Origin of the sequence: Corynebacterium sp. MSK039 (assembly GCF_030232315.1) — a bacterium.
Classification (GTDB): Bacteria; Actinomycetota; Actinomycetes; order Mycobacteriales; family Mycobacteriaceae; genus Corynebacterium.
This window is the reverse complement of record NZ_JASPJL010000003.1, coordinates 51,392-66,300: the sequence shown is the minus strand read 5'-3', so window position 1 is coordinate 66,300 and position 14,909 is coordinate 51,392. Positions and strand designations below refer to the sequence as shown.

Below are 14,909 nucleotides of genomic sequence, written 5' to 3'. Positions count from 1 at the left end.
TGCCTACCGAGGATAGCCTTCCGGTCGGCAGCCACCGGCCACCGAAGTACAATTGCGGTGACGAGGGGCACGGGGCGCATCCGCCCTGGCCCGCCAGAGCAAAAACCTGCAAGACCCACGAAGGCGGCCAACCATGGTTGATTCTTTGCCCACCGACGCGTCGGAGCCGATGCCGCTCCAGCTGCGCATCTACGACACCGCGAGCCGCAAGGTCCGCGAGTTCACCCCGCTGCGCGAAGGCAAGGTTTCCATCTACCTGTGTGGCGCCACCGTGCAGTCCATCCCACACATCGGGCACGTCCGTTCCGGTGTGGCCTTCGACGTCCTGCGCCGCTGGCTGCTCGCCCAGGGATACGACGTCGCGTTCGTCCGCAACGTCACCGACATCGACGACAAGATCCTCACCAAGGCCGCGGAGAACAACCGCCCCTGGTGGGAGTGGGCAGCAACCCACGAGCGCGCTTTTACCTGGGCCTATGACCAGCTGGGCGTGCTGCCGCCGTCCGTTGAGCCGCGGGCGACCGGGCACGTCCCACAGATGATCGAGTACATGCAGCGCATCATCGACAACGGCCACGGCTACGCCGCCGACGGCAACGTGTATGCCCAGCCCGCCTCGATCGAGAACTACGGCTTCCTTTCTGGCCAGAAGCTCGACGAGCTGGACCAGGGCGAGTCCGCGGGCACGGGTAAGAAGGACCCCCGCGACTTCACGATGTGGAAGGCCGCCAAGCCGGGCGAGCCCGCCTGGGATACGCCGTGGGGCCGGGGGCGCCCAGGCTGGCACATCGAGTGCTCCGCGATGGCCACGAACTACCTGGGAGGGGAATTCGACATCCACGCCGGCGGGCTGGACCTGCAGTTCCCGCACCACGAAAACGAGGCCGCCCAGGCCACCGCAGCCGGCGATGGTTTCGCCCAGTACTGGATGCACAACGGCTGGGTGACCATGAGCGGGGAGAAGATGTCCAAGTCGCTCGGCAACGTGCTGAGCGTGCCGAACATCCTGGAGAAGGTCCGCCCGGTGGAGCTGCGCTACTACCTGGGCAGCGGCCACTACCGCTCCATGCTGGAGTACTCCGAGTCCGCACTCGCCGAGGCTGCCGCCGGTTACCGCAGGATTGAGAAGTTCCTGCTGCGCGCGGCATCCTACCTCGCCTCCATTGAGGACGACGCCGCCACCGCCTCGGCCGGTGAGCAGGCTGCCCGCGGTCCGGAGCAGTTGGTGGCTGTGGGGCAGTGGCCGGAGGCCTTCGCCGAGAAGATGAATGACGACCTGGCGGTGCCGCAGGCCCTGGCCGTCATCCACGACGCCGTCCGCGAGGGCAATAAGGCCCTCGAGGTCAAGGACACCGAGACGGTGATGCGGGTCGCCGGCCAGGTTCGTGCGATGATGGGCGTCCTGGGTGTGGATCCATTCGGCGAGCACTGGCTGGAACAGACGATGGCCGGGCAGGGCTCCTCGGCGGCGATGACCGCCCTGGATTCCCTGGTGCAGGACGATCTGCAGCGCCGGGCGGAGGCTCGCGCGGAGAAGAACTGGGCAGTGGCGGACGAGGTCCGCGACCGGCTCACGGCAGCCGGTATCGAGGTCACCGATACCGCCGATGGGGCTCAGTGGAGCCTGAAGGAGTAGCGCCGCTCCGCTGAGGCACGCCCGTGGCGCCGGCCTCTGGCCGGGGTGGGCGGTTTAACGGACGTGCTGCTCAGCTAGGGCCTGGAACACTGCCTGGTTCATGGCGAAGGCCGCGCTGGCGCAGTCAATGATATTTTCTTTGGCCTCGGCGCCGAGGTCGAGCTGGTTGAGCGTGATGCGGTAGCGGTCGCGGTAGGGCTTGATCCGGCCGATGCCGTCGAAATCATAGAAGGACGTGCTGCGCTCATCCAGGCCGTAGTACTTCTCAAACATGCGGGCGATGACCTGACCGCCCGACATATCACCCAGGTAGCGGACGTAGTGGTGGGCCAGCGCTGCCGCGCCGTCCTGTTCCGTGCCGATCTCGCGCAGGGCCTCGACGTAGTTCTGGGTCGCCGGCAGCGGTGCAATGTGCTCGCGCCACTGTCCGCCGTAGAGCTGCTCCAGGTCGGACTCCAGCGCAGAAAGCCGCTCCAGGCGCGGATCGTAGATCGGGGCCAGTTCCGCTGTGTCCTGGTTCGCCCGTACCGCGGATTCGAGGGCGTCGTAGATGAAGTAGAGCTGGCCAGTCAGAGCAGCCACCGCGTTGATATCCAGCTTCCCGTCGAGCAGCTGGGTCATGAACACTGAGTTTTCAGCGTCGTGGTGCGCCTGGGCGGTCTCGCTCTTGAGCAGGGCGGAGAGCTGACCCTCGGCGTAGAAGGTGTTCTGGGTGGCGGTGGTCATGGGTTTTCCTTCCGTAAGGGTTAAAGATTCTTGAGTGAACTGGGGTTTGTTCTGCGCCGGGGGAGCGCGACCGGGTTGCCCGCCGAGTCCTGGAGTATTTCCACATCGGCGTCGTAGATGGCGCTGATGAGCCCGGAGCTGAGGACCTCGGTGGGGGCGCCTTGGGCGAACACACAGCCACTGCTGAGGACCACGATGTGGTCGGCGTAGGCTGCCGCGGCGGCGAGGTCATGGAGAACCACCACTACTGTCTTTCCCTGGTCGGCGAGGCTGCGCATCGCTTTGAGGACGTCCTCGGCGTGCGCCAGGTCCAAAGCTGCGGTGGGTTCATCCAGCAGGACCACGGGGGTGTCCTGGTAGAACACCCGGGCGCAGTGCACGCGGGCGCGCTCGCCGCCGGAGAGAGTGGGGAGAACCCGGGGGAGGAGGTGCTCGATCTCGCAGGTGGCGATCACCTCCTGGCGAAGCTGTGGGTCCGGCGTGGACCACGGGTGTCGGCCGAAGTCGAGAACCTCCTCCGCCGTGAAGGGCACACCGATCGGGTGGTGCTGGGTGAGTACCGCCCGCCGTCGCGCGAGCTGCTTGCTGTTCAGCTGGCTGACGTCCTCGCCCGCGAGGAGGATCTGCCCGGAGTCGATGTCGAGGTCGCCAGCGATCGCGGCGAGCAAGGTCGACTTTCCGGCACCGTTCGGCCCCACCAGCGCGGTGACCTGGCCTGCGGCAGCGGTGAAGCTGACGTCGTCCAGTAATTCGTGATCGTCCACACTGAAATGCAGGTTTTCTACTGTGATGCTCATTAGTGCTTCACCGACCTATCGGAACGAATCAGCAGCCAGAAGAAGATCGGGCCGCCCACGATGGAAGTCAGCATTCCCAGCGGCAGATCGGTGCCGGTGATCAGCGCCCGGGCGGCGAGGTCTGCCAATGTGGCGGCGAGCGCACCACCGAGGAAACACGCGGGAACGAGTGCGCGGTGGCCGGGGCCGATGAGCAGCCGCAGGGCATGCGGAACCACGAGCCCGATGAACACGATGATCCCGGAGAACGCCACACCTGCAGCCACGACAAGCGCTGCGATAGCGATGACCACGCGGCGGAGCGCGGCTACGTTGATTCCGAGGTGTCCGGCCTGGGATTCCCCTAAGCTCAGGATGTCCAGCTTGGGTGCTAGCACCCAGAGCAGGGCGGCGGCTGGGGTGGTGAGCGCCAGGATGATCCCCACCTGGGACCAGTCGGCGCTCGCGAAGCTGCCCATCTGCCAGAAGACGATGCGATCCCGCGCCGTGGTGCTGGCGATGTAGGTCAGGAAAGAGACGATCCCACCACACACGGCGTTGACGGCCACGCCGACGAGGATGATGCGCGCAATATCGCGGCTTCCGCGTGCGCTTGCTGCGACGACGGCGGTCGCTGCGATTCCGCCGGCGAAGGCCGCGATGGCGATGGTCCAGTTCGAGGTCAGGATCGCTGCCAGCCCCGCGCTGCTCAACCCAAGGGCTCCGGCAGCGCTCGCTGTGCTGAGCACGGTGGCCAGCGACGCCCCGACTGCGGCACCAGAGGAGACACCGATCAATCCGGGTTCGGCCAGCGGGTTGGCGAACACCGCTTGCAGCGCCAAGCCGGAGACCGCCAGCCCCGCGCCGACGATGGCGGCTAGGGATACCCGGGGTAGGCGGACCTCCCACAGCACCACATCAAGGGATGTTGATTGCCCAAGGCCGGTGACGATGTGCGCCAGGGAGCGGAGGGACTGCCCAGCGCTGGCCCCGAATTGTCCGACCACGACGGACCACAGGATGGCCGCGACCAGACCAACCGCGAGAGTGGTAATCACCGCTGGGGTTTTGGCGGCACGCAGGCGGTTCCACCGCCTCCGGATGGCCCGCCGCGGGTCGCGTTGGAAGACGAGCCCGGTGGCTTGGCCGCCTTTGGCTGCAGTCGAACGAGGCGCCTTGGATTGCTTTTTGAGCAGGCTAGTCGCCATAGAGCGCCTCCGCCATCGCATCGATGACACCTGGGGTATTTGGCCCGAAGGAGAGCAGTTCGGAATCCGGAACGTCGAGCACGGAGCGGTTCTTTCCCGCTGGGGTCTGTGATACGCCCGGAACCTCCAGCAGGCCATTGACCCCGCCGACGGATTCCAGGCCACTGCTCATGACGATGAGCGTGTCTGGGGCAGCCTCGATGAGTGCTTCGGGGGTCAGTGGGGTGAAGCTGCCATTGATGCCCAGCTTCTCGCCGGCGTCAGTACCGCCGAGCCTTTCGATGAGGCTTCGGCCACCGGATTCCGGCCCGGCGATCATCGCCACACCGGTTCCTCGCACGTAGAGGATCATCATTTTGCGGCCATCTGCGCGGGACTGCGCGGATGCGGTGGCCCGGTTGAGCTTTTCGTTGATCTGGTCTGTGACCTGGTCCGCGGCTTGCTCGAGGCCGATCCCGACGGCGACCTCCTCGACGAGGATGCCGATGGTCTCCGGGGTGCGTTCTGCCGTGATATCGATGACCTTCACCCCAGTTGCCCGCAGCTTCTTCATGACCCGGCTCGGACCGATCGAACCATCGGTGAGGACGATATCGGGGCGCAGGCCCAGCACCGTTTCGGCGTTGATCGAGTGGCCGCCGGGGGTGACCAGGGGGAGGTCTTTGACTCCCGGGAAATCGGAAGCGGTGTCTCGCCCGATGAGGTTTTTCCCCATGCCCAGCGCCCATACCGCACGGGATAGCGCACCTGCGCGATCTAGCGTGAGGATGCGGGCGTCCCGCGCCGGGGACTGCTCCACCGTCTCCCGGTCGACGAGGACGTCGGGGTCGCGGCTGGGGAGGTGTGCAGAGACGTGGCCCGTGGGGGTAGGGGTGTGTGAACTCTCGCCGTCGCGAGTAGGTGCTGTCTTTTCTGCCGAGGTTGCCTGCGACTGCTCGGCCTCGGGGGTGGGCCCCGAACTTGGTGCCCCGCAGCTGCTCAGGGCAAGCACCGCCACGAGGGAAAGCGGCAGAAGTGCGCGCTGTGGGGGTGTCCGCATGGTGGGCGTCCTTAGGAATTCTTGACTGCAACAACATAGGCTAGGTTAACCTCGGTGAGGCTAGCATAACCTAGCTTTATCTTAGGAAGGGGTTCCAGAATGAAGACAATCCGCACCGCACGCCCACGCGCAGTGACCGCTATCGCCGCACTCATGGCATTGAGCCTGCCCCTGCTGGCAGCATGCTCAGACGATGGATCGGAAGAGCAGGCGTCGGCCACCGCCACCACCGAAGCGCCAGCCAGCGAGGCATCGAGCGAGGCTCCGAGCACGTCCGCTGCCGCCGCGTCCAGCGAAAGCGCCGAGGCTGCAGAAGGCGGCGAGGTGAAGATCACCGCAGACCCAGCTGAAAACCTCGCAGATGGGCAGAAGATCTCCGTCAAGGTCACCGGCCTGGACCCGGAGGCGGGCTACTACGGCGCCATCTGTGCTGCGGAAGGCGTCCCGGGTAAGCCGATGCCAGACTGCACCGGCGAGCGGGGGCAGGCGGGAACCCAGCAGTGGATCACGCAGAAGGACGGCGGCACCGCCAGCCTCTCCCCGGCAGGCGAGACCGAGTTCGAGCTGACCGCAAAGCAGAAGGGCCAGGCCGTCGACTGCGCCACGCAGGAATGCGTTCTGAAGATTTTCGGTGACCACACCGAGGGCTTCGAGGACGTCGCAGACATCCCGGTTACCTTCGCCAGCTAGCCACAGCAGCAAAGCAGTGGCCGGGCAATAGTGTGAATGGGCGCTGGGGCGATAGACTTGGTGCTCGATAATTCACGCACAACTAGGGAGCACGATGGCTGGCAACTCGCGACGGCACGGCGGCGTACGCAAGAACAAGAAGGGCCCGTCGAAGGGCTCGGCCGGGGAGAAGCGCCGCGGCCTCCGTGGTAAGGGGCCGACCCCGAAGGCGGAGGACCGCGTCTACCACCAGGCCCACAAGCGCAAGAAGGCCGCGCAGCGCCGGGCCTCCGGGGCACACGACCGCCGCGATGCCTTCGGTGGCAACGAGCTGGTCGTCGGCCGCAACCCCGTGGTGGAGTGCCTGCACGCTAACGTCCCTGCCTCCGCGCTCTACGTCGCGGAGGGCACCGGCAACGACGACCGCCTCTCCGAGGCCGTCCACATCTGCTCCAGCCGCGGTATCTCGGTCCTGGAGGTCAGCCGCCAGGAGCTGGACCGCATGACCGGCAACGGGCTGCACCAGGGCATTGGCCTGCAGATCCCGCCGTATAAGTACGCGGATGTCCACGACCTCATCGAGCGCGCCGCGGATTCCGCCACGCCCGGCCTGGTCGTGGCGCTGGATAACATCACCGACCCGCGCAACCTGGGTGCCGTGATCCGCTCCGTGGCGGCCTTCGGTGGTCACGGCGTGGTGATCCCGGAGCGTCGCAGCGCGTCCGTCACCGCCGTGACCTGGCGGACCTCCGCGGGGACGGCGGCACGCCTGCCGGTCGCGAAGGCGACGAACATGGTGCGCGCGCTGAAGCAGTTCCAGCAGAACGGCTACCAGGTCGTCGGTCTGGACGCTGGTGGGGACCACACGCTGGATACCTACGACGGCACGACGCCGACGGTGGTCGTCGTTGGCAGCGAGGGCAAGGGGCTATCCCGCCTCGTCGGGGAGACCGCGGATACGATCCTCTCGATCCCGATGGCCGATAAGGTTGAATCCCTCAACGCCTCCGTGGCTGCGGGCGTGGTGCTGAGCGAGTTCGCCCGCCAGCGCCGCGTGGCGAAGAAGTAGGGCCAGGCAATTAAGGCGAAAGGCCGCGCTAGCGAGTGCTAGCGCGGTCTTTTCTATGAGGTGAACGGGGGATGAGCCCGTTTCCGAGGCTCTCAGCGCTGGTGGTTCTCCGGGTTGGCGCAGGAGTCCGCCTCGCACAGCGGCACGGAACTATCCATACCCGGCTGAGAGCTCAGGCCCGCCGCGCCCGACTGGCCGGCCCGGCCAGCGACTCCGCTTAAGCCCTGGCCCGCGGCATAGGAGGCGGCGCGCACCTCGTCGGCGTCCATCCGGCGGCCCCGCAGCCACTCGATGAACCAGCAGACCAGGTAGATCAGGAAGCTCAGCGTCGTCACGAAGACGGAGACCGGCAGACCGGGCGCCAGCGAGAGCACTAGGCCACCCACCGCAGCCGTCACCGAGAACACCGCGGAAAGAACCACGGCGACCAAGGGGTTGGCGGTGACCTTCACCGCCGCCGCCCCCGGGGTGATCAGCAGGGCGATCAGCAGCAGGGCTCCCACGATCTGCACGCCCTGGCTGGCCACCGCGCCCAGCAGGGCGGCGAAGAGGACGGAAAGCAACCGCACCTTCACCCCGCTGGCAGCGGCCATTGTCGGATCGACGGTGGCGAAAAGCAGCGGCCGCCACAGCAGCGCGATGACCGCGACCACGATCACCGTCATCACCGCCAGCATCTTCATATTCGACGAGCTCACGCCCACGATCTGGCCGGTGAGCAGGCTAAAGGCGGTGGAGGAGCGCCCCGGGTAGAGGTAGATAAACAGCACGGAAAGACCCATGCCGAAGCTCAACACCACGGCGACGATGGAGTCCTGCTCCCGGGCGCCCACCACCCCGAGGATCACCGCCGCGCAGACCGCTCCGAGGAGCGCGCCCCAGGAGACGCTGAAACTAAAGAGCAGGGCGGCCGCCGCGCCCATCAGCGCGAGCTCGCCGGTGCTGTGTGCCGCGAAACTCATATTGCGCATCACGATGATCGGAGCGATCGCCCCGGAGAGTACTCCCAGCAACAGCGCTGCGAGGATGGACTGCTGCACGAAATCCACGTTCAGCAGGGCGAGGGTGTCTGCCCACCACTGGCTGGTGTGAAACGCGCTCATAGGACGATCACCTTCCCATCGACCTCGATGACCTTCACCTCGGTCTGGTACAGCTCCGAGAGGGTTTCGGTGTTCATGACTTCCTTGACCGTGCCCTGCCGGTGCCCGTGCGGGGTGATGTAGAGAACCCGGTCGGTGACCTCGAGGATCGGGTTGATGTTGTGCGTGATGAACAGCACCGCGGCGTTGCGTTCCCGCCGCTGGCGCTCCAGCAGCTCAACGATGGCGCGCTGGGCGCGCAGGTCCATGGAGAGCAGCGGCTCGTCGCACAGCAGGATATCCGGGTCGCCTGCGAGCGCCTGGGCCTGGCGGATCAGCTGCTGCTGGCCACCGGACATCTCCCCGACGCGGCGGTTCGCGAGCCCGGCGGCGCCCACCTCGGCGAGCGCGGCGTCGACCTGCTTCCGGCGGGGGCGGCGGTTGCGGAACACGCCGTGGGCGGTGGAAAGGCCCACGAGGTCGCGTGCGCGAATCGGCAGGTTCGCGGGGAACATCCGCTGCTGCGGGATGTAGCCGATTTTTCCTTCCACCTCGACGGTGCCGCGGGTCAGCGCGCGCTGCCCCAGCACCGTCTGGAAGAGGGTGGACTTGCCCACGCCGTTTGAGCCCAAAATAGCGAGAAATTCCCCCGGGGCGACCTCGAGATTGAGGTCGCGCCACAGGGGCTCAATCGCGGCGTTGTGAAACGCTAATCTCATGCGTCCTCTAGCTGCTTGAGGATGTCATCCACGTAGTCGAAGTACGTGGTGCCCCGGTCCGGGGTTTCGTTCACGTTTACAGTAGCAACGTCCTTATCCTTCGCGGCCTTCGTCAGCTCCTCGGCGGCCGGGGTCTGGGCCTGCTCGTTGGTGATCAGGACGTCCAGCTTGCCGTCCGTGATCAGCTTCTTCGCGGCGGCGAGGTCTGCTGCAGAAGGCTCGGCCTCACGGGCCACGGCCTTGGCGAAGGACTCTGGGGTGATGTCCTCGAGGCTGGAGTCCTCGACGATGGCCTCGGCGACGGACTCGGTCAGCATGACCTTCTTGCCCGGCAGCTTCTTCATGCGCTCGGTGTAGGACGCGGTCTTCTCCTTGATCTCGGCGTCCTCGTCCAGCTCGGCAGGGAAGTCCTCGTCGAGCTCGTGGAGCTGGGCTGCGAGGTTATCGGCGAAGGCGTTGACGATATCCATGTCCAGCCAGGCGTGCGGGTTCTGGCCGCTGCCGTGGTCGTGGCCGTGATCATGGCCCTCGTGATCATGCCCATGGTCGTGGTCGTGGCCCTCATGGTCATGTGCGTGCTCGTGGTCGTGACCCTCGTGATCGCCGTGATCATGCTCGTGGTCGTGGCCCTCATGGTCATGGCCCTCGTGATCGTGACCCTCGTGGCCGTGGTCGTGGCCCTCATGCCCGTGGTCGTGATCGCCGTGGTCGTGCGTGTGGGCCGCAGCCAGCGGGAGAGCGGTGACGACCGGGGCGTCGTCCGCATTATCGGTGAGCCAGTTGTCGTAGCCCGCGCCGTTGGCAGCGATGAGGTCCGCGCTCTTCGCCTTCGCGATGTCGGCCGCGGTGGCCTCGTAGCCGTGCGGATCGTCGTCCTTGTTCTCCATGATGGTCTCGACGGAGAAGGTCTTCTCCGCGCCGTCGACGCTCTCGATGACCGCCTTGGCGATGTCTCCCCAGACCGGGGTCGAGGCGACGATCTTGAATTCCGTGTTCTCGGCCGGGTTGTCCTGCGAGCCGCCCTCGGAGCAGGCGGCGAGGCCTGCGGTGAGGGTGAGGACGCCGAAGATGGCGGCGCCGCGCTTGCGGGTGGTTGCACTAAAGTTCATAAAAACTTCTCACGGTTGTTGGTAATGGGAACTGGTTGCAATAAGCAATGTAGTGCAGCACCCCTCCGCCCAGCAATTTTTTGGCCAACCGCCTACGGTAAGAGGCATGAATCAACCCGCCCGCCGAGGCACCCTCGCCTCCATCGCCGCCGAGTTGGGCGTATCCCGAACCACCGTCTCCAATGCCTATAACCGGCCCGGTCAACTCTCCGAGGAGCTGCGCACCAAGATCCTGCAGACCGCGGAGAAGATGGGCTACCCGGGGCCCGACCCCATCGCGCGCTCCCTTCGCATCCAGCGGGCGGGGGCCGTCGGCGTTCTCCTGACCGAGGAACTGACCTACGCCTTCGATGACCAGGCCTCTGTTGAATTCATGTCTGGCGTCTCGCAGGCCTGCGGCGAGATGGGTGTGTCCATGCTGCTCATCCCCGCCGGGGTGCAGTCCGATGGGAAGGACGCCACCGCCCTGATTAACCAGGCCGCCGTCGACGGTTTCATCGTCTACTCCGTCGCCGACGAAGACCCCTACCTGGAGGCCGCCATCAGCCGAGGACGTCCCGTCGTCATCTGTGACCAGCCCGCCGGCCGGGAGGGGGTCCGCTTCGTCGGTATCGACGACCGCGAGGCCATCAAACCGGTCGTCCGTCGTCTCGTCGACGCAGGTCACCGCAAGATCGGCATCCTGTGCATCCGACTGGATCGGGAACCCAACAACGGGCCCGTCAGCCAGGAGCGGCTTGCCGGGGCGCGCATGAACGTGCAGCGGGATCGTGTGACCGGCGCGCTCGAGATCCTCGCTGAGGCGGGCATCGATACCGCCAGCGTGCCCCTCGTGGAGCGCCACATTAACGACGCCGGAACCACCGAGGACGCCGCCCGCGAGCTGTTGGAGAATCACCCGGATCTCACCGCCGTGGTGTGTACGACCGACTCGATGGCGCTCGGTCTGCTGCGCTACGCCGAATCGGCGGGCATCGACGTGCCCGGCGATCTTTCGGTGACCGGTTTCGACGGCATCCCGCAGGCGGAGGCCGCAGGTCTGGTTACGGTGCGCCAGCCCTCCCGCACCAAGGGGCGGCTGAGCGGGGAGCAGCTCGCGGAGGAGATCAGCGAGCGCCGGAAGGCGGCGAAGAACCGGAAGTCCGCGCCATCGCGGGCGCAGTCGGAGAACCCGCCGGCGGTCTACCTGGAGACCACGGTGCTGGACGGAACTTCTATCGCCGCCCCGCGGGCTTAGGGAAAGCGGGCACTAACCACCCAGCTCCGCGGGCCACTGCACCGCGGGCTCAATGGATCCAGCTCCGCGGGCGACTGCGCCGCGGGCACTAATGACGCAGCTCCGCGAGCTGCTGGAGTGCGTCTCGAACGGCGAAGGGGCTGCCCAGGCTACGGGTCGCCGCGGTGGTGTCTGAGAGCCGGCCGCCCACATGGACGCCGACGTCTGGGCGTGGCTGAGTGAGGGTGGCAAGGACGGTTTCGTCCGTGACGTCGTCGCCCAGGAAGAAGACCACGTGCTCCGGCAGCTGGGTGCGCAGGCCCACCACGTAGCTGCCCTTTGTTGCGGTGGCGACGCTGAGTTCCAGGATGTCGCGACCCCAGGTGACCTGCACCGGAACCGCCGGGGTGCTGCAGGTGGCCGCGAACTCCGCCAAGCGCTGATTCGCCTGCTCCGCGGCCTCGGGGCTGGTGGCCTGCCGGGTGTGCAGGCCCGCCGAGTACGGCTTGTACTCCACCCACATGCCGGGGTTGGCTGCCGCGATCTGTTCGGCGTGGCTGCCCAGCTTCTGCAACACCTGCGCCTGAGCCGAGGAAGTGGCGTTCGCGGTAGCGTCCGTGGTGCTGTCGGCGGCGTCCTCGCTCGAGGTATCGGTGCCACCCGAGAGTGAGTCCTCCGCGCCGTGGGAGCCGACCAGGCGGATATCGTCCGGGCCCGGGCTTTCGAGTACCGGTAGGCCGGTGACCGCGGAGAGTTCGCGCAGCTGGCGGCCGGAGATGATGAGCACCGTCACCCCCGGGAGCCCGGCGAGCTCGTGCAGTGCCTCCAGCGCGCCGGGGACCGCGCGCACGTCGGTGGGGGAGTCCGAGAACTCCGCCAGCGTGCCGTCGAAGTCCACCGCGAGTAGGAGCCTCTCCGCCGCCGCGAGGTAGGAGAGATCCTCTGCGCCCAGAGTGTCGGGGCCCAGAGTGTCGGAACCCAGCGTGTTGGGATCCTGTTCCTTGGGACGCGGTGAGTTGGGATTCTGCGGGCCTGGGATCGGGGTGGCGGGCATTGGCGAGCTCCTTAAAGTGTTCTCTTCGCGGGGCCCGTGGCAGCCCCTGGGGGCGGGTACTGCCTAGGCGCGGGAGACCATGCTCAGCGACTTCGGGGTCTCCCACTCCGGGGCGTCCGGGTGGAATTGCTGCAGCCGCAGCGAGCGTCCACCGTCGCGCGTGTAGGTCAGTGTCTGGTTCTCCAGGACGTCGCGAAGGCGCTCAGCGTTGCGTTCATCGCTCGGTGCGCACTGGGATTCGCCGCCGATTTCCTCGACGCTCAGCTGACCGACCTCCAGCTGGGATTCCTTCTCCCGCCATTGCACGTCGGCCTTGAGATTCAGGCAGCCGCTCGCCCCGGTCAGGGAGTCCTCACCAATGACCAGGAAGAGGCGGCCCTCCTGGGTCTCCGGCAGATCCGCCGGCGTCTCCGGGTCCTGGTAGATGCGGGTGACCTGCCACTGCGTCCACCCCACCGGGGATTCGGACTCGCCGCAGGCACTAAGCCCCAGCAGGCCGGCGGCAGCGAGGATGGCGGCACCCGCCTGAGCCACGGTTCGGCCCCGCTGAGTTCCGCGCAGGTTTCTGGGTTCCATCACCGTTCCTCCCCACTCGGGGACGTCGCGTCCGCGCGCAGTTCGGCCAGGAAGCTGTCCGCCCAGTGGTCGACGTCGAACTCGCGGACGTTCTCCCACATCTTCCGCATCCGCGCCCGGCGATCCGAAGGCTTGGAGGTCGCCGCCGCGAGGATGGTCTGCGAAAGCTGGGTTTTATCGTAAGGGTTGCACATGAACGCGCTGGTCAGCTGCGTGGCTGCGCCCGTGAACTCCGAGAGCACCAGGGCACCAGTGCCATCCGAGTGGCAGGCTACGTACTCCTTGGCCACCAGGTTCATCCCGTCCTTCAGCGCGGTGACCAGCATGATATCCGCCGCCAGGTACAGTGCCACCAGCTTCTTGAAGGACTGGTTATTGTGCACATAGCTGACCACCGGCCGGCCCATCGAGCCATGCTTGCCGTTGATGCGGGAGACGATGCGCTCCACGTCCTTGCGGGTGGCCTGGTAGTCCTCCAGCCGTTCCCGCGAGGGGGTGGCCACCTGCACCATCGAGATGTCCTTGGCCTTGAGACCGTGCTTCTTCAACTCCCCGGAGTCCAGCAGTTCCTCAAGGGCCAGCAGGCGCTGCACGATGCCCTTCGTATAATCCAGCCGGTCCACCCCGGCCATAAGAACCTTCGGTGAGCCGAGCTGCTGGCTCAGGTGCTGCGCCTTGGCCAGCGTCTCCGGCTGTTGGGCCTGTCGTTCGACGGCGGCGGAGTCCAGGGAGATCGGGAACACCCCGATGCGGGTGACATGCTCTCGGGCCTGCTGAACCTTCCCATCGACCTCGGCCTGCGCATCGGCTGCGGCAGCACTGGTCGTCGTGGGATTCGTGGTGCACCAACCGATGACGGAGTTTTCCTCCGGAAGTCGGGCACCATTGACGAACTCGGCATCCGTAGGGTCGTCGTAATGAACGTCGAAATCCAGTGCGCGGAGCGTATGCAGGAAGTTCCGGGCGCTGTCCTGGGTCTGGAAGCCGATGAGATCCGCGCCGAGCGTGCCGGCCAGCACCTCGCGGCGCCACGGGAGCTGGCGGAACAGCTCCGGGGCAGGGAAGGGGATGTGGAGGAAGAAACCAATCTTCAGGTCCGGGCGCGCCGCGCGGATCATGCCGGGCACCAGGTGCAGCTGATAATCCTGCACCCACACCGTCGCGCCGGGCGCGGCCTCCTTGATCGCCTTATCCGCAAAGCGGCGGTTGACGGCGTGGTAGCTCGCCCACCAGGAGCGCTTATAGCGCGGATGCACAATCAGATCGTGGTACAGCGGCCACAGCCCCGCATTGGAGAAGCCCTCGTAGAACTCCTCGTAATCCGTCTCGGAGAGATTCACCGGGATGAGGTCGATGCCGGTCTTCTTACGCGACGGCATTTCCTTGGACTTGACCTTCTTGGTCGTTCCGGGCCAGCCGATCCACGCGCCGTTATTGTGCTGCAGCACCGGCTTGAGCGCCGTGACGAGCCCGCCCGGGGAGGCGACCCACTTATCGTCGATCCGGTCGACGGGCAGACGGTTGGCGATAACAAGAAAATCCGAACCACCGTCGGTGGCCATCGTGCCTCCTGAAGCGCTTCCTAGGTGCCGATTATGGCACCAAGTGTACGCGGACTACTGGGCCTTCTTCGTGGCCTTTTTCGTCGCCTTCTTAGCGGCCTTCTTGGTGCTCTTCTTCGCAGCCTTCTTCGTGGCCTTCTTGGTCGCCTTTTTCGCAGCCTTCTTGGTGCTCTTCTTGGCGGCCTTCTTTGCCGACTTCTTCGTGGTCTTCCGGCTCGCCTTCTTCGTGGCGGCCTCGTTGGCCTCCAGCTCCTCGACGACCTTGCGGTGGATCAGGCCATCCGGCTCGACGCCGAGCATGCTCATCAGGGTCACGCCGTCCAGGAAGTCCTCGGCATAGGTGGCAACGATCCGCTGGGCGGCGAGAGCGGTTTCCACCGGTACGGCGTGCAGAGACTCGGCGCTAGCTGGACGATTGTCTGTGACCTTTGGGGGCACTGGCATCCTCTTTCACGAAAACTCTTGAAC

Annotated in this window: 15 protein-coding genes; 4 read left to right on the top strand and 11 right to left on the bottom strand. The window is 66.3% G+C overall.

The window, feature by feature from the left end; genetic code table 11:
• The first annotated feature begins 133 nt into the window (after window positions 1-133).
• Entirely contained in the window at window positions 134-1,636 is a 1,503-nt protein-coding gene (gene cysS / locus QP997_RS03635) for a cysteine--tRNA ligase (RefSeq protein ID WP_502870426.1), read from the top strand.
• Between the two features lie 54 nt (window positions 1,637-1,690).
• Here cysS and QP997_RS03630 read toward each other — a convergent pair whose 3' ends face one another.
• The 4 genes from QP997_RS03630 to QP997_RS03615 are packed head-to-tail and all read right to left on the bottom strand — an operon-like array spanning window position 1,691 to window position 5,385.
• Complete coding sequence (locus QP997_RS03630) at window positions 1,691-2,362, bottom strand: biliverdin-producing heme oxygenase (protein ID WP_284846237.1); 672 nt, start codon at window positions 2,360-2,362, stop codon at window positions 1,691-1,693.
• A 20-nt stretch (window positions 2,363-2,382) separates the two neighbouring features.
• Window positions 2,383-3,159 (bottom strand): heme ABC transporter ATP-binding protein, encoded by a 777-nt coding sequence (locus tag QP997_RS03625; protein WP_284846236.1) that lies wholly within the window; start codon window positions 3,157-3,159, stop codon window positions 2,383-2,385.
• Window positions 3,159-4,346 carry a FecCD family ABC transporter permease gene (locus QP997_RS03620; RefSeq protein ID WP_148812893.1) on the bottom strand — a complete coding sequence of 396 codons (1,188 nt, stop codon included), beginning with the start codon at window positions 4,344-4,346 and terminating at the stop codon, window positions 3,159-3,161. The genes QP997_RS03625 and QP997_RS03620 overlap by 1 nt, the downstream gene beginning before the upstream one ends.
• Entirely contained in the window at window positions 4,336-5,385 is a 1,050-nt protein-coding gene (locus QP997_RS03615; protein WP_284846235.1) for a heme/hemin ABC transporter substrate-binding protein, read from the bottom strand. The genes QP997_RS03620 and QP997_RS03615 overlap by 11 nt, the downstream gene beginning before the upstream one ends.
• Window positions 5,386-5,484: 99 nt before the next feature.
• On the opposite strand from QP997_RS03615, the gene QP997_RS03610 reads away from it, so the two are divergent.
• Window positions 5,485-6,075 carry a neocarzinostatin apoprotein domain-containing protein gene (locus QP997_RS03610; RefSeq protein WP_070760069.1) on the top strand — a complete coding sequence of 197 codons (591 nt, stop codon included), beginning with the start codon at window positions 5,485-5,487 and terminating at the stop codon, window positions 6,073-6,075.
• A gap of 94 nt (window positions 6,076-6,169) precedes the next feature.
• On the top strand, window positions 6,170-7,123 hold the full coding sequence (gene rlmB / locus QP997_RS03605) for a 23S rRNA (guanosine(2251)-2'-O)-methyltransferase RlmB (protein WP_070759695.1): 954 nt from the start codon (window positions 6,170-6,172) through the stop codon (window positions 7,121-7,123).
• Window positions 7,124-7,215: 92 nt separating this feature from the next.
• On the opposite strand, the gene QP997_RS03600 is transcribed toward rlmB, so the two are convergent.
• From QP997_RS03600 to QP997_RS03590, 3 genes are read right to left on the bottom strand one after another with little or no spacing between them, the layout of a single operon-like run.
• Complete coding sequence (locus QP997_RS03600; protein ID WP_284846234.1) at window positions 7,216-8,226, bottom strand: metal ABC transporter permease; 1,011 nt, start codon at window positions 8,224-8,226, stop codon at window positions 7,216-7,218.
• Complete coding sequence (locus tag QP997_RS03595; RefSeq protein ID WP_284846233.1) at window positions 8,223-8,924, bottom strand: metal ABC transporter ATP-binding protein; 702 nt, start codon at window positions 8,922-8,924, stop codon at window positions 8,223-8,225. The genes QP997_RS03600 and QP997_RS03595 overlap by 4 nt, the downstream gene beginning before the upstream one ends.
• Entirely contained in the window at window positions 8,921-10,033 is a 1,113-nt protein-coding gene (locus QP997_RS03590) for a metal ABC transporter solute-binding protein, Zn/Mn family (RefSeq protein ID WP_284846232.1), read from the bottom strand. Before QP997_RS03590 ends, QP997_RS03595 begins: the two co-directional genes overlap by 4 nt.
• Window positions 10,034-10,139: 106 nt before the next feature.
• Here QP997_RS03590 and QP997_RS03585 point away from each other — a divergent pair, with 106 nt between their 5' ends.
• Window positions 10,140-11,270: a LacI family DNA-binding transcriptional regulator gene (locus tag QP997_RS03585; RefSeq protein ID WP_284846231.1), complete on the top strand. Its 1,131-nt coding sequence runs from the start codon at window positions 10,140-10,142 to the stop codon at window positions 11,268-11,270.
• Between the two features lie 88 nt (window positions 11,271-11,358).
• Here QP997_RS03585 and otsB read toward each other — a convergent pair whose 3' ends face one another.
• From otsB to QP997_RS03565, 4 genes are all read right to left on the bottom strand, one after another.
• The gene (gene otsB / locus QP997_RS03580) at window positions 11,359-12,303 is read right to left on the bottom strand and encodes a trehalose-phosphatase (RefSeq protein WP_284846230.1); all 945 of its coding nucleotides are present in this window, start codon (window positions 12,301-12,303) and stop codon (window positions 11,359-11,361) included.
• Between the two features lie 63 nt (window positions 12,304-12,366).
• On the bottom strand, window positions 12,367-12,879 hold the full coding sequence (locus QP997_RS03575; protein ID WP_284846229.1) for a hypothetical protein: 513 nt from the start codon (window positions 12,877-12,879) through the stop codon (window positions 12,367-12,369).
• Window positions 12,879-14,441, bottom strand: a complete 1,563-nt coding sequence (locus QP997_RS03570) for an alpha,alpha-trehalose-phosphate synthase (UDP-forming) (RefSeq protein WP_284846228.1) — start codon at window positions 14,439-14,441, stop codon at window positions 12,879-12,881. Before QP997_RS03570 ends, QP997_RS03575 begins: the two co-directional genes overlap by 1 nt.
• Before the next feature lie 54 nt (window positions 14,442-14,495).
• Window positions 14,496-14,879, bottom strand: coding sequence for a hypothetical protein (locus QP997_RS03565; RefSeq protein ID WP_187441107.1), 384 nt, complete (start codon window positions 14,877-14,879; stop codon window positions 14,496-14,498).
• Between the last annotated feature and the right edge of the window lie 30 nt (window positions 14,880-14,909).

Bases quoted from the DNA above. Each gene is read 5' to 3' on its own strand.
- cysS (WP_502870426.1), top strand. From the start codon at position 134: ATGGTTGATTCTTTGCCCACCGACGCGTCGGAGCCGATGCCGCTCCAG.
- QP997_RS03630 (WP_284846237.1), bottom strand. From the start codon at position 2,362: ATGACCACCGCCACCCAGAACACCTTCTACGCCGAGGGTCAGCTCTCC.
- QP997_RS03625 (WP_284846236.1), bottom strand. From the start codon at position 3,159: ATGAGCATCACAGTAGAAAACCTGCATTTCAGTGTGGACGATCACGAA.
- QP997_RS03620 (WP_148812893.1), bottom strand. From the start codon at position 4,346: ATGGCGACTAGCCTGCTCAAAAAGCAATCCAAGGCGCCTCGTTCGACT.
- QP997_RS03615 (WP_284846235.1), bottom strand. From the start codon at position 5,385: ATGCGGACACCCCCACAGCGCGCACTTCTGCCGCTTTCCCTCGTGGCG.
- QP997_RS03610 (WP_070760069.1), top strand. From the start codon at position 5,485: ATGAAGACAATCCGCACCGCACGCCCACGCGCAGTGACCGCTATCGCC.
- rlmB (WP_070759695.1), top strand. From the start codon at position 6,170: ATGGCTGGCAACTCGCGACGGCACGGCGGCGTACGCAAGAACAAGAAG.
- QP997_RS03600 (WP_284846234.1), bottom strand. From the start codon at position 8,226: ATGAGCGCGTTTCACACCAGCCAGTGGTGGGCAGACACCCTCGCCCTG.
- QP997_RS03595 (WP_284846233.1), bottom strand. From the start codon at position 8,924: ATGAGATTAGCGTTTCACAACGCCGCGATTGAGCCCCTGTGGCGCGAC.
- QP997_RS03590 (WP_284846232.1), bottom strand. From the start codon at position 10,033: ATGAACTTTAGTGCAACCACCCGCAAGCGCGGCGCCGCCATCTTCGGC.
- QP997_RS03585 (WP_284846231.1), top strand. From the start codon at position 10,140: ATGAATCAACCCGCCCGCCGAGGCACCCTCGCCTCCATCGCCGCCGAG.
- otsB (WP_284846230.1), bottom strand. From the start codon at position 12,303: ATGCCCGCCACCCCGATCCCAGGCCCGCAGAATCCCAACTCACCGCGT.
- QP997_RS03575 (WP_284846229.1), bottom strand. From the start codon at position 12,879: ATGGAACCCAGAAACCTGCGCGGAACTCAGCGGGGCCGAACCGTGGCT.
- QP997_RS03570 (WP_284846228.1), bottom strand. From the start codon at position 14,441: ATGGCCACCGACGGTGGTTCGGATTTTCTTGTTATCGCCAACCGTCTG.